This window comes from Aurantiacibacter aquimixticola (assembly GCF_003605475.1).
Classification (GTDB): Bacteria; Pseudomonadota; Alphaproteobacteria; order Sphingomonadales; family Sphingomonadaceae; genus Alteraurantiacibacter; species Alteraurantiacibacter aquimixticola_B.
This window is the reverse complement of record NZ_RAHX01000001.1, coordinates 1,257,159-1,274,973: the sequence shown is the minus strand read 5'-3', so window position 1 is coordinate 1,274,973 and position 17,815 is coordinate 1,257,159. Positions and strand designations below refer to the sequence as shown.

Annotated in this window: 20 protein-coding genes; 14 read left to right on the top strand and 6 right to left on the bottom strand. The window is 64.1% G+C overall.

The features are described 5' to 3' along the window. The first annotated feature begins 22 nt into the window (after positions 1 to 22). From D6201_RS06445 to D6201_RS06435, 3 genes are read left to right on the top strand one after another with little or no spacing between them, the layout of a single operon-like run. Positions 23 to 991, top strand: coding sequence for an alpha/beta fold hydrolase (locus D6201_RS06445; RefSeq protein WP_242447455.1), 969 nt, complete (start codon positions 23 to 25; stop codon positions 989 to 991). Further along, positions 988 to 2,097, top strand: a complete 1,110-nt coding sequence (locus D6201_RS06440; RefSeq protein WP_340137524.1) for an NAD(P)/FAD-dependent oxidoreductase — start codon at positions 988 to 990, stop codon at positions 2,095 to 2,097. The genes D6201_RS06445 and D6201_RS06440 overlap by 4 nt, the downstream gene beginning before the upstream one ends. Positions 2,098 to 2,152: 55 nt before the next feature. Beyond that, a complete protein-coding gene (locus D6201_RS06435) occupies positions 2,153 to 2,329 on the top strand; it encodes a YegP family protein (RefSeq protein WP_120049245.1) in 177 nt (58 codons plus the stop codon). 55 nt (positions 2,330 to 2,384) lie between these two features. Here D6201_RS06435 and rnhA read toward each other — a convergent pair whose 3' ends face one another. From rnhA to ispH, 3 genes are read right to left on the bottom strand one after another with little or no spacing between them, the layout of a single operon-like run. After that, on the bottom strand, positions 2,385 to 2,819 hold the full coding sequence (rnhA, locus tag D6201_RS06430; RefSeq protein WP_120048058.1) for a ribonuclease HI: 435 nt from the start codon (positions 2,817 to 2,819) through the stop codon (positions 2,385 to 2,387). Continuing rightward, positions 2,816 to 3,784, bottom strand: a complete 969-nt coding sequence (thrB, locus tag D6201_RS06425) for a homoserine kinase (protein WP_120048057.1) — start codon at positions 3,782 to 3,784, stop codon at positions 2,816 to 2,818. The genes rnhA and thrB overlap by 4 nt, the downstream gene beginning before the upstream one ends. 7 nt (positions 3,785 to 3,791) lie before the next feature. After that, positions 3,792 to 4,766: a 4-hydroxy-3-methylbut-2-enyl diphosphate reductase gene (gene ispH / locus D6201_RS06420; RefSeq protein ID WP_120048056.1), complete on the bottom strand. Its 975-nt coding sequence runs from the start codon at positions 4,764 to 4,766 to the stop codon at positions 3,792 to 3,794. 91 nt (positions 4,767 to 4,857) lie between these two features. Between ispH and D6201_RS06415 the strand changes: the two genes are divergently transcribed. From D6201_RS06415 to tatC, 9 genes are all read left to right on the top strand, one after another. Next, positions 4,858 to 5,508 carry a hypothetical protein gene (locus D6201_RS06415; protein ID WP_120048055.1) on the top strand — a complete coding sequence of 217 codons (651 nt, stop codon included), beginning with the start codon at positions 4,858 to 4,860 and terminating at the stop codon, positions 5,506 to 5,508. Between the two features lie 52 nt (positions 5,509 to 5,560). After that, positions 5,561 to 7,309 carry an arginine--tRNA ligase gene (argS, locus tag D6201_RS06410; protein ID WP_120048054.1) on the top strand — a complete coding sequence of 583 codons (1,749 nt, stop codon included), beginning with the start codon at positions 5,561 to 5,563 and terminating at the stop codon, positions 7,307 to 7,309. 3 nt (positions 7,310 to 7,312) lie between these two features. Beyond that, positions 7,313 to 8,023, top strand: coding sequence for an SPOR domain-containing protein (locus D6201_RS06405; RefSeq protein ID WP_120048053.1), 711 nt, complete (start codon positions 7,313 to 7,315; stop codon positions 8,021 to 8,023). A gap of 197 nt (positions 8,024 to 8,220) precedes the next feature. Then, a complete protein-coding gene (gene nagZ / locus D6201_RS06400; protein WP_120048052.1) occupies positions 8,221 to 9,243 on the top strand; it encodes a beta-N-acetylhexosaminidase in 1,023 nt (340 codons plus the stop codon). A 152-nt stretch (positions 9,244 to 9,395) separates the two neighbouring features. Then, a complete protein-coding gene (locus D6201_RS06395) occupies positions 9,396 to 10,226 on the top strand; it encodes a segregation and condensation protein A (protein ID WP_120049244.1) in 831 nt (276 codons plus the stop codon). Positions 10,227 to 10,288: 62 nt separating this feature from the next. Then, positions 10,289 to 10,885, top strand: a complete 597-nt coding sequence (gene scpB / locus D6201_RS06390; protein ID WP_242447567.1) for an SMC-Scp complex subunit ScpB — start codon at positions 10,289 to 10,291, stop codon at positions 10,883 to 10,885. 34 nt (positions 10,886 to 10,919) lie between these two features. Further along, on the top strand, positions 10,920 to 11,168 hold the full coding sequence (gene tatA, locus D6201_RS06385) for a twin-arginine translocase TatA/TatE family subunit (protein WP_120048050.1): 249 nt from the start codon (positions 10,920 to 10,922) through the stop codon (positions 11,166 to 11,168). 35 nt (positions 11,169 to 11,203) lie between these two features. Then, positions 11,204 to 11,614 carry a Sec-independent protein translocase protein TatB gene (gene tatB / locus D6201_RS06380; protein ID WP_120048049.1) on the top strand — a complete coding sequence of 137 codons (411 nt, stop codon included), beginning with the start codon at positions 11,204 to 11,206 and terminating at the stop codon, positions 11,612 to 11,614. A 3-nt stretch (positions 11,615 to 11,617) separates the two neighbouring features. After that, positions 11,618 to 12,430, top strand: a complete 813-nt coding sequence (gene tatC, locus D6201_RS06375; protein ID WP_120048048.1) for a twin-arginine translocase subunit TatC — start codon at positions 11,618 to 11,620, stop codon at positions 12,428 to 12,430. A 73-nt stretch (positions 12,431 to 12,503) separates the two neighbouring features. Here tatC and D6201_RS06370 read toward each other — a convergent pair whose 3' ends face one another. The 3 genes from D6201_RS06370 to D6201_RS06360 form a co-directional block, all read right to left on the bottom strand. Continuing rightward, the gene (locus tag D6201_RS06370) at positions 12,504 to 12,752 is read right to left on the bottom strand and encodes a hypothetical protein (protein ID WP_120048047.1); all 249 of its coding nucleotides are present in this window, start codon (positions 12,750 to 12,752) and stop codon (positions 12,504 to 12,506) included. Between the two features lie 101 nt (positions 12,753 to 12,853). Further along, the gene (locus D6201_RS06365) at positions 12,854 to 14,545 is read right to left on the bottom strand and encodes an amidohydrolase (protein WP_120048046.1); all 1,692 of its coding nucleotides are present in this window, start codon (positions 14,543 to 14,545) and stop codon (positions 12,854 to 12,856) included. Continuing rightward, positions 14,542 to 15,420, bottom strand: a complete 879-nt coding sequence (locus D6201_RS06360) for an NAD(P)-dependent oxidoreductase (protein WP_120048045.1) — start codon at positions 15,418 to 15,420, stop codon at positions 14,542 to 14,544. The genes D6201_RS06365 and D6201_RS06360 overlap by 4 nt, the downstream gene beginning before the upstream one ends. Before the next feature lie 100 nt (positions 15,421 to 15,520). On the opposite strand from D6201_RS06360, the gene D6201_RS06355 reads away from it, so the two are divergent. Further along, the gene (locus tag D6201_RS06355) at positions 15,521 to 16,771 is read left to right on the top strand and encodes a threonine ammonia-lyase (RefSeq protein ID WP_120048044.1); all 1,251 of its coding nucleotides are present in this window, start codon (positions 15,521 to 15,523) and stop codon (positions 16,769 to 16,771) included. A 192-nt stretch (positions 16,772 to 16,963) separates the two neighbouring features. Beyond that, complete coding sequence (locus D6201_RS06350; RefSeq protein ID WP_120048043.1) at positions 16,964 to 17,815, top strand: arginyltransferase; 852 nt, start codon at positions 16,964 to 16,966, stop codon at positions 17,813 to 17,815.

Below are 17,815 nucleotides of genomic sequence, written 5' to 3'. Positions count from 1 at the left end.
GGAGGTTGGAATTAGCCAAACAGTGAAGACCGCGCCGCATGCTTTCGATCGCCGTGCCATCCCCGCCGATGCACGCGAAGGGATGTGGAAAGCGAAGGACGGCCATGAAATTCGCCACATCGAATGGCCCGCGCCGCCCACAGGTGTGGCGCGCCGCGGCTCCATGCTGTTCATGGCTGGGCGCGGCGATGCCTATGAGAAATACCTCGAGAGCTTCGAACATTGGCGGTTGAAAGGGTGGCAGGTCAGCGCTGCGGACTGGCGCGGGCAGGGCGGATCGGGCCGTCTCGGCAATGACGATGCGACGGGCCATATCGACGACTTCGCCTTGTGGATCGCGGACCTGGCGCAATATTGGGATGGCTGGGCCGCCGAGCATGACGGGCCCCGCGTTCTCGTCGGCCATTCGATGGGAGGACACCTGACGCTTCGCGCGGTTATGGAAGAGGCGCTGTCGCCAAAGCCAGATGCGCTTGTTCTGTCCGCGCCCATGCTCGACACTTTCCCGGAATCCGTGCCCCTGCCGCTGAAGCGCGGCTTCGCGCAGGTGATGGCCAGGATCGGCGACCCGAAGCGCCCGGCGTGGAAGATGAGCGAGAAGCCCGGCATCACGCCTAGCATGCGACAGGCCCTGCTGACGCATGACGCCGAACGCTATCAGGACGAGCTCTGGTGGCGGGAGAGACGGCCCGAACTGGAACTGGGGCCGGGAAGCTGGGGCTGGGTGAAAGGCGCGATGGAAAGCTCTGCCGCCATGTTTGCGCGCGGCGGGCTGGAGCAGGTGAACATGCCGACCTTCTTCGTGGCGACCGATGCCGACCGGCTGGTGAGCCCCGCCGCGATCCGCAGCGCTCTCGATCGGATGCCCCATGCCAAAGGGCTGATTTTCGGAAAGGAAGCGCGACACGAAATCCTGCGTGAATGCGACGAAATTCGCGATCGTGCACTTGCCGCCATCGATGGCTTTCTGGAGCGGCAGTTTTCCCCGTGATCCAGACCTTCGATGTCGTGGTGATCGGCGCCGGCATTGCCGGTGCGAGCATCGCTGCCGAAATTGCCGCGCACCGCACCGTGCTGATTGCCGAGGCGGAGGAGCATCCCGGCTACCACACGACGGGCCGTTCGGCCGCTTTCTGGGAAGAATGCTATGGCGGGCCGGACGTTCTGCCTCTCACACGTGGATCCGGACCATGGTTTCGCGAACGCGGTTTCCTCTCCGATCGCGGCGCGCTCTACCTCGCCCGCGCTCAGGATGCTTCCCTGATCGACGACTTCTTCGGGCGCTTCGAACAGTCTGGCGCCGATGCCGCGCTGATCGATCGTCCGCGGCTGGAAAGCATGGTGCCTGGATTGGCACCGGAATGGGACCGGGCAATCCACCAGCCGCGCTGCGCCGATATCGATGTCGCGGCGGTCCACCAGCATTACCTTGCGTCCGCACGCGAGCGCGGCACCACGATCGCATGCGGTCGCCGTTTCCGCTCTGCGGAGCGAAGCAAGGGGCTGTGGCGGTTGCAGTTCGACAAAGGCGACGCCGTCCAGGCGGGCATCATTGTCAATTCGGCCGGGGCCTGGGCCGACGATGTCGCGCAAAGGTGCGGGGCGTCCCCGCTCGGGATCAGGCCTTATCGCCGCACGGTCGCGCAATTGCGCACCGATCCGCCGCCGCCATCGGACCTGCCGCTGTGTCTCGACATATCGGGCGACTTCTATTTCAAGCCGGAAAGCGGAAAGGTCTGGCTGAGTCCGCACGATGAAATCCCGTCGGAAGCCTGCGACGCTGTTCCGGATGAGATCGACGTGGCGCGCGCAATCGATCGGTTCGGCAAGGTCGTGAACTGGCAGGTGCTCGCGCTGGAGCATAAATGGGCGGGCCTGCGCAGCTTCGCGCCGGATCGCCTGCCGGTCTACGGTTTCGACCGCCGCGTCGACGGGCTGTTCTGGTTCGCGGGGCAAGGCGGCTTCGGCATCCAGACCGCTCCGGCAGCGGCGCGGCTCGGCGCGCAATTGCTGCTCGATGCGCCGTGCGACGCGATGACGGAGGCTCTCGATACCGCGCTCTATTCGCCCGCCCGATTTACGCCCGCCGCCGTCTAGCCAAGAGCGACCTGCTTGCTATGGTGCAGCCGACACAACAGAGGAGACGATGTCGATGGCTCACCACTTCCAGATCTATAAGGACAAGGCCGGCGAGTTCCGCGTGCGCTTCAAATACAATGACGAGGTGATGTTCTCGACCGAAGGCTATTCGTCCAAGGCAAGTGCGAAGAATGCCATCGAGTCGATCCAGAAGAACGGCCCCAAGGCCAAGGTCGTCGACGAAAGCTGATTTGCCCACATCCGCTGGATGAAAGGCCGGTCCCGTGTGGGCCGGCCTTTTCGTATCATGCGATGGCTTCTGCAGCGTCGCTTGCCAGCTTGTCCACCCGGTCGTTCTCGGGATGGCCCGAATGGCCCTTTACCCATTGCCAGTCGATGCGATGCGGTGCCGCCGCTTCGATCAATTCGTGCCAGAGATCCGCATTGCGCACGGGCTTCTTGCTGGCATTCACCCAGCCCTTTTTCTTCCAGCCGTCGATCCACTTGGTCATCCCGTCGATCAGATAGCGGCTATCGGTGTGCAGAGTGATCTCGCACGGCTCGATAAGTGCGTTGAGCGCGTGGATGGCGGCGGTCATCTCCATCCGGTTGTTGGTCGTCTCCGCCTCGCAGCCGCTGAGTTCCTTCTCGTGCTTTCCCATGCGGAGCAGTGCGCCCCAGCCGCCCGGCCCGGGATTGCCCTTGCACGCACCGTCTGTGAAAATCTCGATATGCTTCATCCGAACACCTCGGTGCCGAAATCGCGATAGAAGTGAAAACGGTGCATGAAATCCATCGGGTCTTTCCTTGTCACCAGCGCATCGGCCGGCGTTTCGGTCCAGTCATGCGCCCGGCTGGAAACGAAGCGCATCGCCGCGCCTTGCGCCAGCAGCGGCAGCGCGTCGTGTTCGGCATCCGACAAGACGCGTACCGATTGATAGCCCTGCATCAGCGCCTGTCCGATCTCGGGGCGATATTTGCGGCCATCCTCGGCAAAACTCCACGCGGCATGCGTAACGGCGAGGTCGTACGCCATCATGTCGTTGCAGGCGAAGTAGAAATCGATGAGCCCGCTTACCTGGTCGCCGAGCATCAGGACATTGTCGGGAAAGAGATCGGCGTGGATGACCGACTGCGGAAGCGCGCCGGGCCATTCCCCGGCGATACGCTCTGCCTCCGCGACCGCCGAAGGCAGCTTTGTATCGATCTGCGCCAGGGCATCGACACCGCAAGCACGAAGAACGCTGGCCGATATGTCCGGGCCGAGATCATTGCTGCGTTGCTGCGGGAAGTTGCGCGCTGCTTCGTGCATGTGCGCAAGCACGGCTCCGATATTTTCGGCTTGTGCAGCGGTGGGCCGATCGACCGACACGCCCGGCAGGAACTCGATTAGCGCTACCGACTTGCCGGCCACTTCGCGCCATGCCGAACCGTCCCGATCGTGGATCGTTCGGGGGACTGGCGCATCCATTGCTGAGAGATGATCGAGCAGGCCGAGGAAGAAGGGCAGGTCCGCGACGTCGATACGCCGCTCATACATCGTCAGGATGAAGCGCGACCCTGCCTCGCCGCCCGACGTTTCGATCAGCCAGTTGGAGTTGGAGACCCCTTCCGCGATGCCCTTTGCCGAAACGAGCTCGCCGACATCGTAATGCGCGATGAGATCCGCCAGCGTCTCGGCAGAAAGCTGGGTGTAGACCGCCACGATCGGCCTATTCGGTCAGCTCGCGCGGCAGCTTGAAAACGATCTTCTCTTCGGCGGTACGGATCACTTCCTCGCGAACGGCGCGCCATTCGCTGAGCTTGGCGATCACTTCGCGCACCAGCACTTCGGGTGCCGAGGCCCCGGCTGTCAGGCCGATGGTGCCGACACCGTCCAGCCAGGATGGATCGATATTCGACGCGCGCTGGATGAGGCGGGAATCGGTGCCCAGCCGTTCCGCAACTTCCACCAGTCGCAGGGAATTGGAGGAATTGGTTGCGCCGATGACGAGGACGAGATCGCAGCTTGCCGCCATCGCCTTGACCGCTTCCTGCCGGTTTGATGTGGCATAGCAAATGTCCTCCGCCTTGGGCGCGACGATCTGTGGGTAGCGCGTCTGAAGCGCGACGACGATTTCCGCCGTATCGTCGACGGAAAGCGTCGTCTGCGTCAGGAAGGAAAGGTTGTCCTGAGAGGTGAACGGCAGCTTCGCCACGTCCTCGACGGTCTCCACCAGCGTCATCCGGCCATCGGGCACTTGGCCCATCGTGCCGATCACTTCCGGATGGCCTTCATGGCCGATGAAGATGATGTGCTGGCCTTTCTCGATCTGGCGCTCGGCTTGTCGGTGGACCTTGCTGACCAGCGGACAGGTCGCGTCGAGATAGATCATCTCACGCCGCTGCGCTTCGGCCGGGACCGACTTCGGCACGCCATGTGCGCTGAAGACGACAGGCGCATCGTCGGGAACTTCATCCAGCTCCTCCACGAAAATCGCGCCCTTTTCCCGCAGCCCGTCGACGACATAGCGATTGTGCACGATCTCGTGGCGGACATAGACCGGCGCGCCGAACCGCTCGATCGCCTTTTCGACGATATCGATGGCCCGATCAACACCAGCGCAGAAGCCGCGCGGCGCGGCGATCAGCACGGTCAGCGGAAGCTTGTCCACGCTCTGGCGGCTTTCTTGAAAGGGGGCGTTCATACTGCGCTCTCTAGCGGTTGTGGCTGCCCCGCGAAAGGGCTAGGGGATCGGGCCTTATCTCGCGCCGATTTCGCCAGTATCAAGGACGTGTATGCAGTTTCGAAACGCCTTTTTCGCCATCGCCGCTTCCGCTGCCCTTCTGACGGGTTGCAGCAAGGAAGGCGATCTCGTGGTCGATCAGGGCGTCGGCATCACTGCGCTGCGTTCGGTTTGCCCTGCGGTGGGCGTGCCCGATTACACCGGCGACATCACGCTGTTCACCCAACCTGGTGCGCGCACCGTCGATGCGCTGGACGTGACGGCAAGCATCACCAATGTGCGATCGACCTGCAACGATGCTGCAGAGCAGGTTTACGCAACCGCAACCTTCGATGTGGTGGCCCAGAGGCGCGACGTTTCCGCCGCGCGCACTGTCGAACTGCCCTACTTCTCCACGGTGATGCGCGGTGGCACTTCGGTGGTCGCAAAGCGGATCGGAACCGTCACGCTGAACTTCCCCGCAGGCCAGGCGCGCGCTCAGGCGAGCGGAACGGCTGGCGCTTACGTCAATCGGGCCGAAGCCACGCTTCCGGAGGATATTCGTCAGCGCATCACGCGCCGTCGCCGTGCCGGGGACCAGTCCGCCGCGATCGATCCGCTGACCGAACCCGAAGTCCGCGCCGCCGTGGCGCGCGCCACCTTCGAACTGCTCGTCGGCTTCCAGCTGAATGAAGACCAGCTGGCCTACAACGTAACGCGGTAAGCCTGCTTTTCGCGGCTTTTCGCCGCGCGCCAAACAGTCTAACGGCGCAGCCATGTCCGAAAGCCAGACCCTTTATGCCGCCTTCGCGGCGAAGATCGACGCCGTGCTCTCCGCTCTCGAGCTGGAAGGCGCGCTGCCGCCCGAGACGGCGCGCGGCAATGTCAGCATAGAGCCGCCGCGCGATCCTTCGCATGGCGACCTGTCGACCAATGCCGCGATGGTGCTGGCGAAGCATGCCAAGACCAATCCGCGCGCTCTGGCTGAGAAGATCGTCGAGCATCTGCAACGCGATCCGTTGATCGAGAGCGCCGACATCGCTGGCCCCGGCTTCATCAATCTGGGCCTCGCGCCGCAAATCTGGATCGAGGAAATCGGTGCGATTGCCAAGCTTGGCGAGGATTACGGCAAATCCGACACCGGCGCTGGCGCTCGGGTCAATGTCGAATACGTCTCCGCCAATCCCACAGGGCCGATGCATATGGGCCACTGCCGCGGTGCGGTGGTCGGCGATGCGCTGGCGAACCTTCTCGAGTTCGCCGGACACGAGGTCATCCGCGAATATTACGTCAACGATGCCGGTGGCCAGGTCGATACGCTCGCTCGCTCCGCGCATCTGCGGTATCGCGAGGCGCTGGGCGAGGATGTCGGGGCCACCCCCGATGGGCTTTATCCGGGCGACTATCTGAAGCCGGTCGGCGAAGCGGCGGCGCAGGAATTCGGCGAGCGCTACAAGGACGCGCCCGAGGAAGAGTGGCTGGCCATTTTCCGGGCCTTCGCGGTCGAGCGGATGATGCAGCTCATCAAATCGGATCTCGCGCTGCTCGGCATTCGCCACGATGTCTTCGCATCCGAAGCGGCGCTTCAGGCGGCCGGTAAGCCAGAGGCGGCGGAAGCGTGGCTGCGAGAGCATGACCTGATTTACGATGGTGAGCTCGAAGCGCCGAAAGGCAAGGCGCCGCCGGACGATTGGGAGCCGGTCGAACTGCCGCTTTTCCGCTCCACCAAATTCGGCGACGATCAGGATCGCCCGATCAGGAAGTCGGATGGCAAATGGACCTATTTCGGTGCCGACCTCGCCTATCACATGCAGAAGGCGGAGAATGCCGACGCGCTGATCGACATCTGGGGCGCGGACCATGCGGGTACGGTCAAGCGGATCAAGGCGGCGGTCGCGGCGCTTTCCGAAGGGCAGGGAGAGCCAATTCCGTTCGACGTGAAGCTCGTCCAGATGGTCCAGCTGCTGCGCGATGGCGAACCGGCCAAAATGTCGAAACGCAGCGGCAATTTCGTCACCATCTCCGATATGGTCGATGAGGTGGGCAAGGACGTCGTCCGCTTCTCCATGCTGACGCGCAAACCCGAAGCTCAGATGGATTTCGACTTTGCTAAGGTGATCGAGCAATCGAAGGACAATCCGGTCTTCTACGTCCAGTATGCGCATGCCCGGATCCGCTCGATCCTGCGCCGCGCCGAGGATGAAGGGATCGCGCCATCGGCAGCGCATCTCGATCGGCTCGGCGAGCACGATCTCGCGCTTGTGAAGCAGGCCGCGCAATTCCCGCGCGAGGTGGAAGCGGCGGCCCGGGCGCGTGAACCGCACCGCATCGCCTTTTATCTCTACGATCTGGCCGCGGCCTTTCACGCGTTGTGGAACATGGGGAACGACGATCCGCAGAAACGCTTCATCGTGGCACAGGACGGTGAGCTTTCCGCCGCGCGCCTTTTCCTTGCGGCCCAGATCGGGCAGATAATCCGCAACGGCCTCGCCATTCTGGGGGTCGATGCGGTCGAGGAGTTGTAAGCGATGACCTATCCCGGTGACGAGAGCGATGGCGATCTCGCGCAGGATGAGACGGCGCACGAAGAACAGCTGACTCTCGCCGACGAGGATGAGGCGCTGCCCTGGCTCGAAGCTGATGAGTACGAGGAAGAAGGCGGTTTCGATTACCGCCTGATCTTCTACGCCATTGGCGGCCTTGCCGTCATCGCCGCGCTGCTGGCCGCAATCTGGTGGTTCGGGCAGGGGCGCGGCGAAGGCGAGCGCGTGGCTGATGGCAGCACGATCGAAGCGCCCGACGGCCCTTACAAGCAGCGTCCTGACGATCCGGGCGGTGCCGAGGTCGCCGGGACGGGCGATCAGGCTTTCCAGGTCGCCGAGGGCGAAAGCACGCGCGGCCGGGTGGACGGCCAGGACGGCGGAGACAGCGATGCGCGCCCGTCGGTCGACGTTGCGCAAAGCGATGCCGATGAGGGGCAGGGCGGGGCCGATGAGGGACCGGCCGGGGCAGTTTACGTCCAGATCGGCGCCTATGGCAGCCGCTCCGATGCCGATGCGGCGTGGAGCCGGCAGGCGCAGCGATATTCGGCCCTTTCCGGCATGAGTCACCGGGTGGTCGAGGCCGATGTGAACGGCGCGACGGTATTCCGCCTGCAGGCCATTTCCGGCAGCCGGAGCGCGGCGGAGGCGACCTGCCGTTCCATCCGCGATGCGGGCGGAGATTGCTATATCCGCTGACGATTGCGTTTCGTGCAAGTTGATGAAACACATGCGTGGATACATTTACAAAGGGCGACCGCGAAACCGGCACCCGATACGGATGAGAAAGAGCCGCGCGCAGTCTGGCATTGGCTCATCGCTGTAGGAAAGCGTTTTCCCCGATGGGCTAGGGTTAATCGCTTGCCGAGCGGCTGCTTTTCAGGCGTAAATGCCGCATGACGCCTGCGATTTTCAGCCTGTCCGATCTCAAGCTCACAAAGGACGAGAGCGCATTCTTCAAAGATTGCGATCCGGCGGGCTACATCCTGTTCGGCCGCAACATAGAAAGCCGCGAGCAATTGCGTGCGCTGACGGACGATCTGCGGTCCATCCACGGGCGCGACAAGCTTTTCATCAGCATCGATCAGGAAGGCGGGCGCGTCGCGCGGATGCGGCCGCCCGAATGGGACGCCTATCCGCCGCAGGGCGACTTCGCGCTTCTGTATGACGTGGCGCCGGCCAGTGCGATCCAGGCGGCGCGGCACAATGCGCAGATGCTGGCGCTCGACCTTGCCGAAGTGGGCATCACGGTCGATTACCTGCCCCTGCTCGATATGCCGGTCGAAGGCGCGCATGACGTGATCGGGGACAGGGCGCTGGGGCACGAACCGATGCAGGTCGCCGCTCTCGGCCGCGCCGTGCTGGACGGGCTGGCCCGCGGCGGCGTTGCGGGCTGCATCAAGCATATGCCCGGACATGGCCGCGCCACGGTGGATAGCCACAAGAACCTGCCGACCGTTACGGCGAGTGCGGATGAGCTCGAACACGATATCGCTCCGTTTGCGAAGCTGGCCGAGCATGCGCCGATGGGGATGAGCGCGCATATCCGCTTCACCGCATGGGATGCGGACAATCCGGCGACGCTTTCCGAAGTTGTGATCGAGAAGATCATCCGCCAGCGCATCGGTTTCGACGGGCTGCTGCTGTCCGACGATATCGACATGGAAGCGCTGGACGGCACGATCCCGGAGCGATCGAAGCACGCCATCGCCGCCGGATGCGACCTGGTGCTGAATTGCTGGGGCAAGATGGACGATATGGTCGCCAGCGCGGAAGCCATGCCAAGCATGAGCGAGACGAGCGCAAAGCGCCTCGACCGCGCGCTCGAGCCGGTCGGCCCCGCAAACGAGGACATGCCACGCGAGGAATTGCGGGCCGCCCGCGATGCCCTGCTTGCGCTCACCAAGGCAGAGGCGTGAGAATGGCGAGTCTCTTCCCCCTTCCCCTCCCGTTTGCGGGAGGGGCAGCGAGACTTGGCGACTTGTCGCCTAGTCGCAGTGGGGTGGGCTCTGCGAGCCCATGCCCACCCCCGGCCCCTCCCGCAGGCGGGAGGGGTCGGATGACGGCGGCGATGGACGAAAGCGCGCTGTTCAAGGCTGTCGATGGCGATGGCGATGGCGACGGCCATGGTAATAGCGGCGAGGATTGGCGCGGCATTGCTGCCGGGGCCTCTGCCGATGCCGATGCGCTTTATCTCGAACTCGATGGCTGGGAGGGGCCGCTAGACCTGTTGCTCGACCTGGCACGGCGGCAGAAGGTCGACCTCAAGTCGATCTCGATCCTCGCCCTTGTCGATCAATACATCACCTATATCGAGCGGGCCGAGGCGCTGAAGCTGGAAATTGCCGCCGATTACCTGGTGATGGCGGCGTGGCTGGCTTACCTCAAATCCGCGCTGTTGCTGCCGAAGGAAGAGCAGGAAGACCCCTCTCCCGAAGAACTGGCGCTGCGATTGCAGCTGCGCCTGCAACGCCTCGGCGCGATGCGGGAAGCCGGGGCGCGGCTGATGGGCCGGGACAGGCTTGGCCGCGACGTTTTCGCCCGCGGCGCGCCCGAGGGATTGAAAGTTCTGCGCAAGAATCAGTGGCAGTGCGACTGGTACCAGCTCGTTCGCGCCTACGGGCAGGTGAAGCTGCGCACAGAGCCGGTGGTCCACATGGTCGCCGAACGCCCGGTGATGACGCTGGACAGCGCGCTGGATCGCGTTTCGGCCATTCTCGGCGTCAATGTGGACTGGATGGAAATTCGCGCCTTCCTGCCCGGCGACGCGGAACCGCGCTTGCGCAAGAGCGCGCTCGCTTCCAGCTTCGTCGCCGCGCTGGAACTGGCGCGGATGGGCCGCGCGGAGCTGCGGCAGGAGGAAACTTTCGGGCCCCTGCATCTCAGGCGAATGAAGGCGTGACGACGCAGATTTCCGACATTGCCCGCGCGGTGGAAGCCTGCTTGTTTGCCGCCGAGGAACCGATGTCGCGCGAGCAGATCTCCGCGCATCTGGGCGATGCCGATGTGAAGAATGCGCTCGCCGAATTGCAGGCTGCCTATGACGGGCGCGGCGTGGTGCTGGTGGAGCGGGGCAAGCGTTACCAGTTCCAGACCGCGCCCGATCTCGCGCACCTGCTGCGGCGGGAAAAGGAGCAGTCCCGCAACCTGAGCCGCGCGGCGACCGAAGTGCTGGCGATCATCGCTTATCACGAGCCGGTCAGCCGCGCCGAGATCGAGGCCATTCGCGGCGTGCAGACCAGCGGCGGAACGCTCGATGTGCTGATGGAAGCGGGCTGGGTGCGCGCGGCAGGACGCCGCGAAGTGCCGGGCCGCCCGGTGATCTACGCCACGACGCCCGATTTCCTCAGCCATTTCGGGCTGGCGACGCGCAAGGATCTGCCCGGCCTGGACGAATTGAAAGCGGCGGGCCTGCTCGATCCCGTCGATGACGCCTATGACGACATGGTCGCGCAGAAGGAGGAGCAACTGGCGGCCGCCGAAGCCGCCGCTGCCGAAGAAGAAGCGCAAGCGGCCGCCGACGATGCCGAATTGCTGGAAAACCCGGACGATAACGCCTAGATTGCAGGCATAGCGTTACCACAAGGAACATCTCATGCAGCCCGGTATCTGGCAGATCCTGATCATCGCCATCGTCGTCCTCGTCCTGTTCGGCCGTGGCCGCATTTCCGAAATGATGGGCGATTTCGGCAAGGGAATCAGCAGTTTCAAGAAGGGCATGAGCGAAGAGGACCGCGCAGCCTCGGGCAAGTCCGACGCGCGGCTGGAAGGCCCGGCGCACGATGCCAAGCCAGCCGGAGAGACCGTGGAAAGCAGCGACCGCAACGGAACGAAGTCCAGCTGATCCGCTTCCGCCGCAAGGCATAAGGCACCGCAACGATGTTGGATATCGGCTGGACCGAACTGCTGCTGATCGCCATCGTCGCGATCCTTGTCATCGGCCCGAAGGACATGCCGCTCGCTTTGCGCACGGCAGGCCGGTGGATCGGCAAGATGCGCAAGCTGTCCGCCCATTTCCGCACCGGGGTGGACGCCATGGTCCGCGAAGCCGAGCTCGAGGATATGGAAAAGCAGTGGAAGGCGCAGAACGAACGGATCATACGCGAGCATCCCGACGGTGTGCCTGCGGGCACGGAGATGGAACCGACCGGTGCCTATCCGGGCCGCTCCACTTCGTCCGCGGAGGCTCCGCGGCCCGCGCCTGAAACGGCGGACGAGGCGAAACCTGCCGACGATCAAGCAGCAGCGCCACCGCCACCACCATCGCCACCCAGCACGAAGGACGCTTAGGGCGTGGCCGTCATCAAGGATCTCGATGAGACTCAGCAGCCGCTGCTCGAGCATCTGGTGGAACTGCGTGGCCGCCTGTTCAAGGCCGTGCTCGCCCTGCTCGCGGCGTTCGCCGTGTGCTTTTACTTCGCGGATCGTATTTTCGGCTATCTCGTTCGCCCGCTGACCCGCGCCTTTCCGGAAGGGGAGGGACAGCTGATCTACACGCAGCTTTACGGGGCCTTCTTCGTCGAGATCAAGGTCGCGCTGTTCGCCGCGTTTCTGTTCGCCTTCCCGATCGTTGCGAATCAGCTCTGGGCGTTCGTCGCGCCGGGGCTTTACGCCAAGGAAAAGCGGGCTTTCCTGCCATTCCTGTTCGCCACTCCGGTGCTGTTCACCCTGGGGGCCTGCCTCGCCTATTTCGTGGTGATGCCGCTGGCGTTCCCCTGGTTCCTCAGCTTTGAAGGCGATCGGGGCGGCCTGCAGGCGCGCGCGCTGCCGGAAATGGGCCAATATCTCGATCTGGTGATGCGTTTCATCCTGGCGTTCGGGATAAGCTTCCTGCTGCCTGTGCTGCTGATGCTGCTCAACCGGGCTGGGATCGTCAGCCGCGCGCAGCTGGTGGCGGCGCGTAAATATGTGATCGTGGCCGTCTTCGCGGTTGCCGCGCTGATCACGCCGCCCGACGTGATATCGCAGATCATGCTCGCCGCGCCGCTCATCGTCCTCTTCGAAGGATCGCTGGTGCTGATGCATTTCGGCGAGAAAAAGCGCGAGAGACTGCGCGCCGAGGAAGCGGCGTCGGCAGACAGGCCTGCCGAAGACCCGGCGCAATAGACGACAGTTGAAGCCAAAAACGAAAACGGGGCCGCGATGCGACCCCGTTCACGTGTTCTGTTCTTGCCGCAGCTTACGGGCTGACGGGCAGATCTTCGTCGTCATCGTCAAACGCGATGATCACGGCGGCGATGATCGCTGCAATGGCACCGAGGCCGAGCAGAAGGCCGGCGGCGCTGCCACCGTCGTCATCGTCATTGCCGAGCAGTTCGGCATTGTCGACCTGTGCGGGCGCACGGTCGGCGGCGGCTTCCTGCGCCAGCGCAGGCGTGGCGACCAGCGCCAGCGATGCGGCGGCAGTCGTGATAGTCTTGGCGATCATCGTGCAAATACCTTTGTTCTAAACGTTATATCGGCGTGCGCAGCGGCACTATTGCGTCGCACCATAAATGTCGAGGCTAAACGCGAGATTAACATCGTAAATCATTCAGACTGTTGCGGACCTTCAACAAGTGGCTGCGCAATGCTGGAGGCATAGACGCGGCGTCCGGCGATCCATGTTTCCAGCACTTCGATATCGCGGATGACATTGGGGGCGGCCATTAGCGGGTCCGCCGACAGGAACACGAAATCGGCGCGTTCGCCCGGCACCAGGCGACCGAAGCGCCCCTCGGCAAATCCCGCATAGGCGGCGTTTGCGGTGTAGGCGGCCAGCGCCTGTTCGCGGGTGATCGCCTCGTCCGAGCGCCAGCCGCCATCCGGCTCGCCCGCCGCATTGGTCCGGCTGACGGCGACGGCAAGCCCGGCAAGCGGGTCGACCGGCTCCACCGGCGCATCCGTACCGAAAGCAAGCGTGCCGCCATTTTCGAGGATGGTGCGCCAGGCATAGGCGCCGCCCAGCCTGTCGTCGCCCAGCCGCGCTTCGGCCATGAACATGTCGCTGGTCTGGTGGACGGGCTGCATGCTGGCGACGATGCCACCCTGCCCGAAGCGGGCGATATCGGCGGGATCGACGATCTGCGCATGTTCGATGCGCCAGCGGCGATCTCCCGTGTAATCGACGGAAAGTTCCTCGATGGCGGAGAGCGCGACATCGTTGGCCTCGTCCCCGATAGCGTGGACGGCGACCTGGAAATTGTCGAGCGCCGCGCGGCTCATCAGGTTGCGCAGCTGCGTGCCGGAAAGCAAGGGCAGGCCGCGATTGCCGTGATCGTCCTCGTAATCCTCCTTCAGCAGCGCGCCGCGTGAGCCGAGCGCGCCGTCGAGATAGAGCTTCACGCCATTCAGCCGCAGCCGGTCGTCATACAGCCACTGGGTCGGGCCGGGGCCGCCGATCAGCAACATGCTGTCGACCGAATCGGCATAGGCCATCACGCGGATCTGCAGCCAGCCCGCATCGCCCGCGCGGCGGATGGTCATCCAGTCCTCCACCGTCGTGCCCATGTCAGCCATGCCGGTGATGCCGTGGCGCAGCAGCAGGCTTTGCGCATTGTAGAGCGCGACGTCGCGATCTTCGGCAAGCGGCGGCGGCACCTGGCCGGCGATCAGCGGCATGGCGGAATCGATCAGGACGCCTGCAGGTACACCGTTCGCGCCGCGCTCTATACGCCCGCCTGCAGGATCAGCGGTATCGGACGTGACATTGCCCGCGCGCAGCGCCAGCGAGTTGGCCCAGCCCGCATGGCCGTCAACCCGCTCCAGCCAAACCGGCCTGTCGGACACCACGGCGTCGAGCTCTGCGGCGGTGGGAAAGCGCCCGAGGCCCCACAGCTCCTGATTCCAGCCGCGCCCGATGATCCACGGGCGTTCCGGATTGGCGGCGGCATAGGCGGCGATGGCGTCGAGCGCCTGTTGAAGCGAGCGGGTTTCGGACAGATCCAGCACCAGTGTGCCGAGGCCCAGACCCATCAGATGCGCATGCGCGTCGATGAAGCCGGGCACCATGACACGGCCCTGGCCATCCACGCGATAGTCGATTTCCCGCGTCGGACGATCGCCGTAATCGAGCACTTCGGTAATGCGCCCGTCCTCGTCCACCACCAGCCCGGCGAAGCGGTCCACACTGCCGTCCCGGTTGATCGAAATGCCCTCGACATTGTCGATCCAGGTGTCGGCCAGTGCAGGCGTGGCGAAGAAAAGCAGCGAAAGGGCTGCGGCTATGCGGCTGAGTGTCATTTCACCTCCGGAAGATGGCGGATGAGAGCGCTGGTGTCCTGCCGGGCACCGCCCGCGGCCTGCACCTGCGCGTAGAATTGATCGACGAGCGCGGCGACCGGGAGTGAGACGCCCTCGGCCTTTGCCTCGCCCAGTGCGATGGCGAGATCCTTGCGCATCCAGTCTATGGCGAAGCCGAAATCGAATTCGCCCTGCACCATGGTCTCCCAGCGATTGTCCATCTGCCAGCTCTGCGCCGCGCCGCCGGATATCGCTTCGAGCGCCTTGTCCGTATCGATGCCGGTCGCCTGCGCCAGCCGCACGCCTTCCGATAATCCGGCAAGCACGCCAGCAATGCAGACCTGGTTGACCGCCTTGCAGGCCTGCCCCGCGCCGGGGCCGCCGATATGCACGATGCGCGCGGCATAGGCTTCCATCACCGGCGTCGCGACCGTCATCGCGGCATCGCGGCCACCGCACATGATGGCCAGCTTGCCGTTTTCGGCACCCGCCTGTCCGCCCGAAACCGGCGCATCGACGACATGGATGCCGCGCGCTTCGCAAGCCTCGGCAATGCGGCGGGCGAGGGCGGGGGAAACGGTGGTGTGATCGACCAGGCATGCGCCTTCGCGCATGGCGGCGATCGCGCCGCTATCGCCCAGCAGCACGTCGGCCACATCATCGTCATTTCCGAGGCAGGCGAGCACCACATCCTTGTCGGCGGCTGCCTCCGCCGCGCTTGCGGCTATCGATACTTCGCCGTCGACACGGCCTAGCCATGCCTTGGCGCGCGAATGCGTCCGGTTGTATCCGGTGACGACGTGGCCTGCTTTGGCGAGATGACCGGCCATCGGCGCGCCCATTACGCCAAGACCCAGAAAGGCAATGGAATCCATGGCAGACAGCGTTGCCGCGCTTTGCCTCGCAAGGCAATGTTTCAGGTGGGAAAGCTGCGCACCTATTTCCCTTTGCCTCCGCTTTGGCTAGCGCGGAAGGATGACCCAGGTAACCCAGGCGAAGAGTGCTTCCCGCGCGGAGGAATTGACCGTCCAGGATGTGCGCGACGCGGCGGAGCGTATCGCGGGCGCGGTGGTGCGCACACCGACCATGTTCTCGCAGACGCTGAGCAAGATTACCGGCGCGAATATCTGGCTGAAATTCGAAAACCTGCAATTCACCGCCGCCTATAAGGAACGCGGTGCGCTGAACGCGCTGCTGCAGCTGACGGAAGAACAGCGCCAGCGCGGCGTCATCGCGGCGAGCGCGGGCAATCATTCGCAGGGTTTGAGCTATCACGGCACCCGCCTCGGCGTCCCCGTCACCATCGTCATGCCGCGCACGACGCCCACGGTGAAGGTGATGCAGACCGAGCAGGTCGGCGGGAATGTCATGCTGGAAGGCGAAACTTTCGACGATGCCTACGCCCATGCACGGGAACTGGAAAAGGAGCGCGGGCTCACTTTCGTCCATCCCTTCGACGATCCGCGCGTCGCGGCGGGGGCGGGCACGACAGCTCTCGAACTGTTCGAGGATGCGCCGGAAGTCGATTGCATCGTCACGCCGATTGGCGGGGGCGGCCTGATCTCCGGCATGGCGACCGTCGCCAAGGATCGCGATCCGCCGGTCGAAGTCATCGGCGTTGAGGCGCGGCTTTTTCCCTCCTCCTACTGTGCCTTCAAGGGCGAAACCTTGCCGAAGGGCGGCGATACGTTGGCCGAGGGCATTGCGGTGAAAGAGCCGGGTCGGTTCACGCAAGGGGTGATCGACAGGCTGGTGGACGACATTCTCCTGGTGGACGAGCCGTGCCTGGAAGAAGCGGTGAGCCTGCTGCTGCAGATCGAGAAGACCGTGGTGGAAGGCGCAGGTGCCGCCGGGCTAGCGGCCATCCTCAGCTACCCGGAGCGTTTCGCCGGCAAGAATATCGGCCTGGTGCTGTGCGGCGGCAATATCGACACGCGCCTGCTCGCCAATGTGTTGCTGCGCGATCTCGCCCGCTCGGGCCGCCTCGCGCGGCTGCAGATCACGTTGCAGGACAGGCCGGGCGCGCTCTTCCGGGTGATGCGCGAATTCGATGCGCACAATGTCAACATCATCGAAATCTACCACCAGCGCATTTTCACCAATCTGCCCGCAAAGGGTCTGGTGACGGACATCGAATGCGAGGCGCGCGACAAGCAGCAGCTCGATGCCTTGGTCAAGGCTTTGACTCAGAAGGGTTATCGGGTGAGCCAGGTCGAATTGAATTGACCGGCTGGCTCCGGCCTGCCCCGTTTCGGGGCGTTTGACCTTACGCGCAGCGCCACTTGTGGAAATTTTCCCTGCGGCGTGCACAAATTATGGTTAAGACGGTTCTCGCAAGCGAATCCCGGGTGCATGGCTGAAGCCGTCAAGCACGCGGTTTCGTGGTAAACCGCCAGGCGAGAGGACAAGTCTGATACCGTGACGGCCCCCGTTCGTTTTCCCCGTTTCTTCGTGACCAGCCCGGCACCGTGCCCGTATCTGGCCGGGAAGACCGAACGCAAGGTGTTCACCGAGCTGAAGGGCACGCATGCGGAACAGTTGAACGATGCGCTGGGCCGGATCGGTTTTCGCCGCAGTCAGACGGTGGCCTATCGCCCGTCCTGCGTTGATTGTCGGGCCTGCGTTTCGGTGCGCGTCGCGGCGCAGAATTTCAGGCCGTCCTCCTCGCAGAAACGCAATCTCAAGCGCAATTCCGACCTGACCTCTGCCGAGTGTCGCCCCTGGGCGACGGCCGAGCAATTCGAATTGCTGCAGAAATATCTCGAACATCGCCACCCCGGCGGCGGCATGGCGGCAATGGACGAAGTGGATTATGCCGACATGGTCGAGCATACGAGCGTATCGAGCTTTGTCGTTGAATATAGAGAGCCTTCTGATAACGAGGGCCAGGGTCGTCTGGTCGCTGCCTGCCTGATGGACAGGCAGGGTGACGGGTTATCGATGATTTACAGCTTCTACGACCCGGAGCATGAGGATCGCAGCGGGCTTGGAACGTACGTCATTCTCGATCACATCCGCCGCGCGGGACGGGCGGGCCTGCCCTATGTCTATCTCGGCTACTGGGTCGAAGGCTCCGCGCGGATGCAGTACAAGGTCCGCTTCCGCCCGCTCGAACGGCTCGGCCCCGATGGCTGGCGGCGGATGTCCGAAAGCGAGCAGCAGGGCCTCATCCGAAACGCAACCTGCGGGGGCGGAGAGAGAGTGCCGGCCCCCGATGGCGGCTCCAAGGACAACACACCGGGACTTCAGGCCGAATATAAGCGCGCCTGA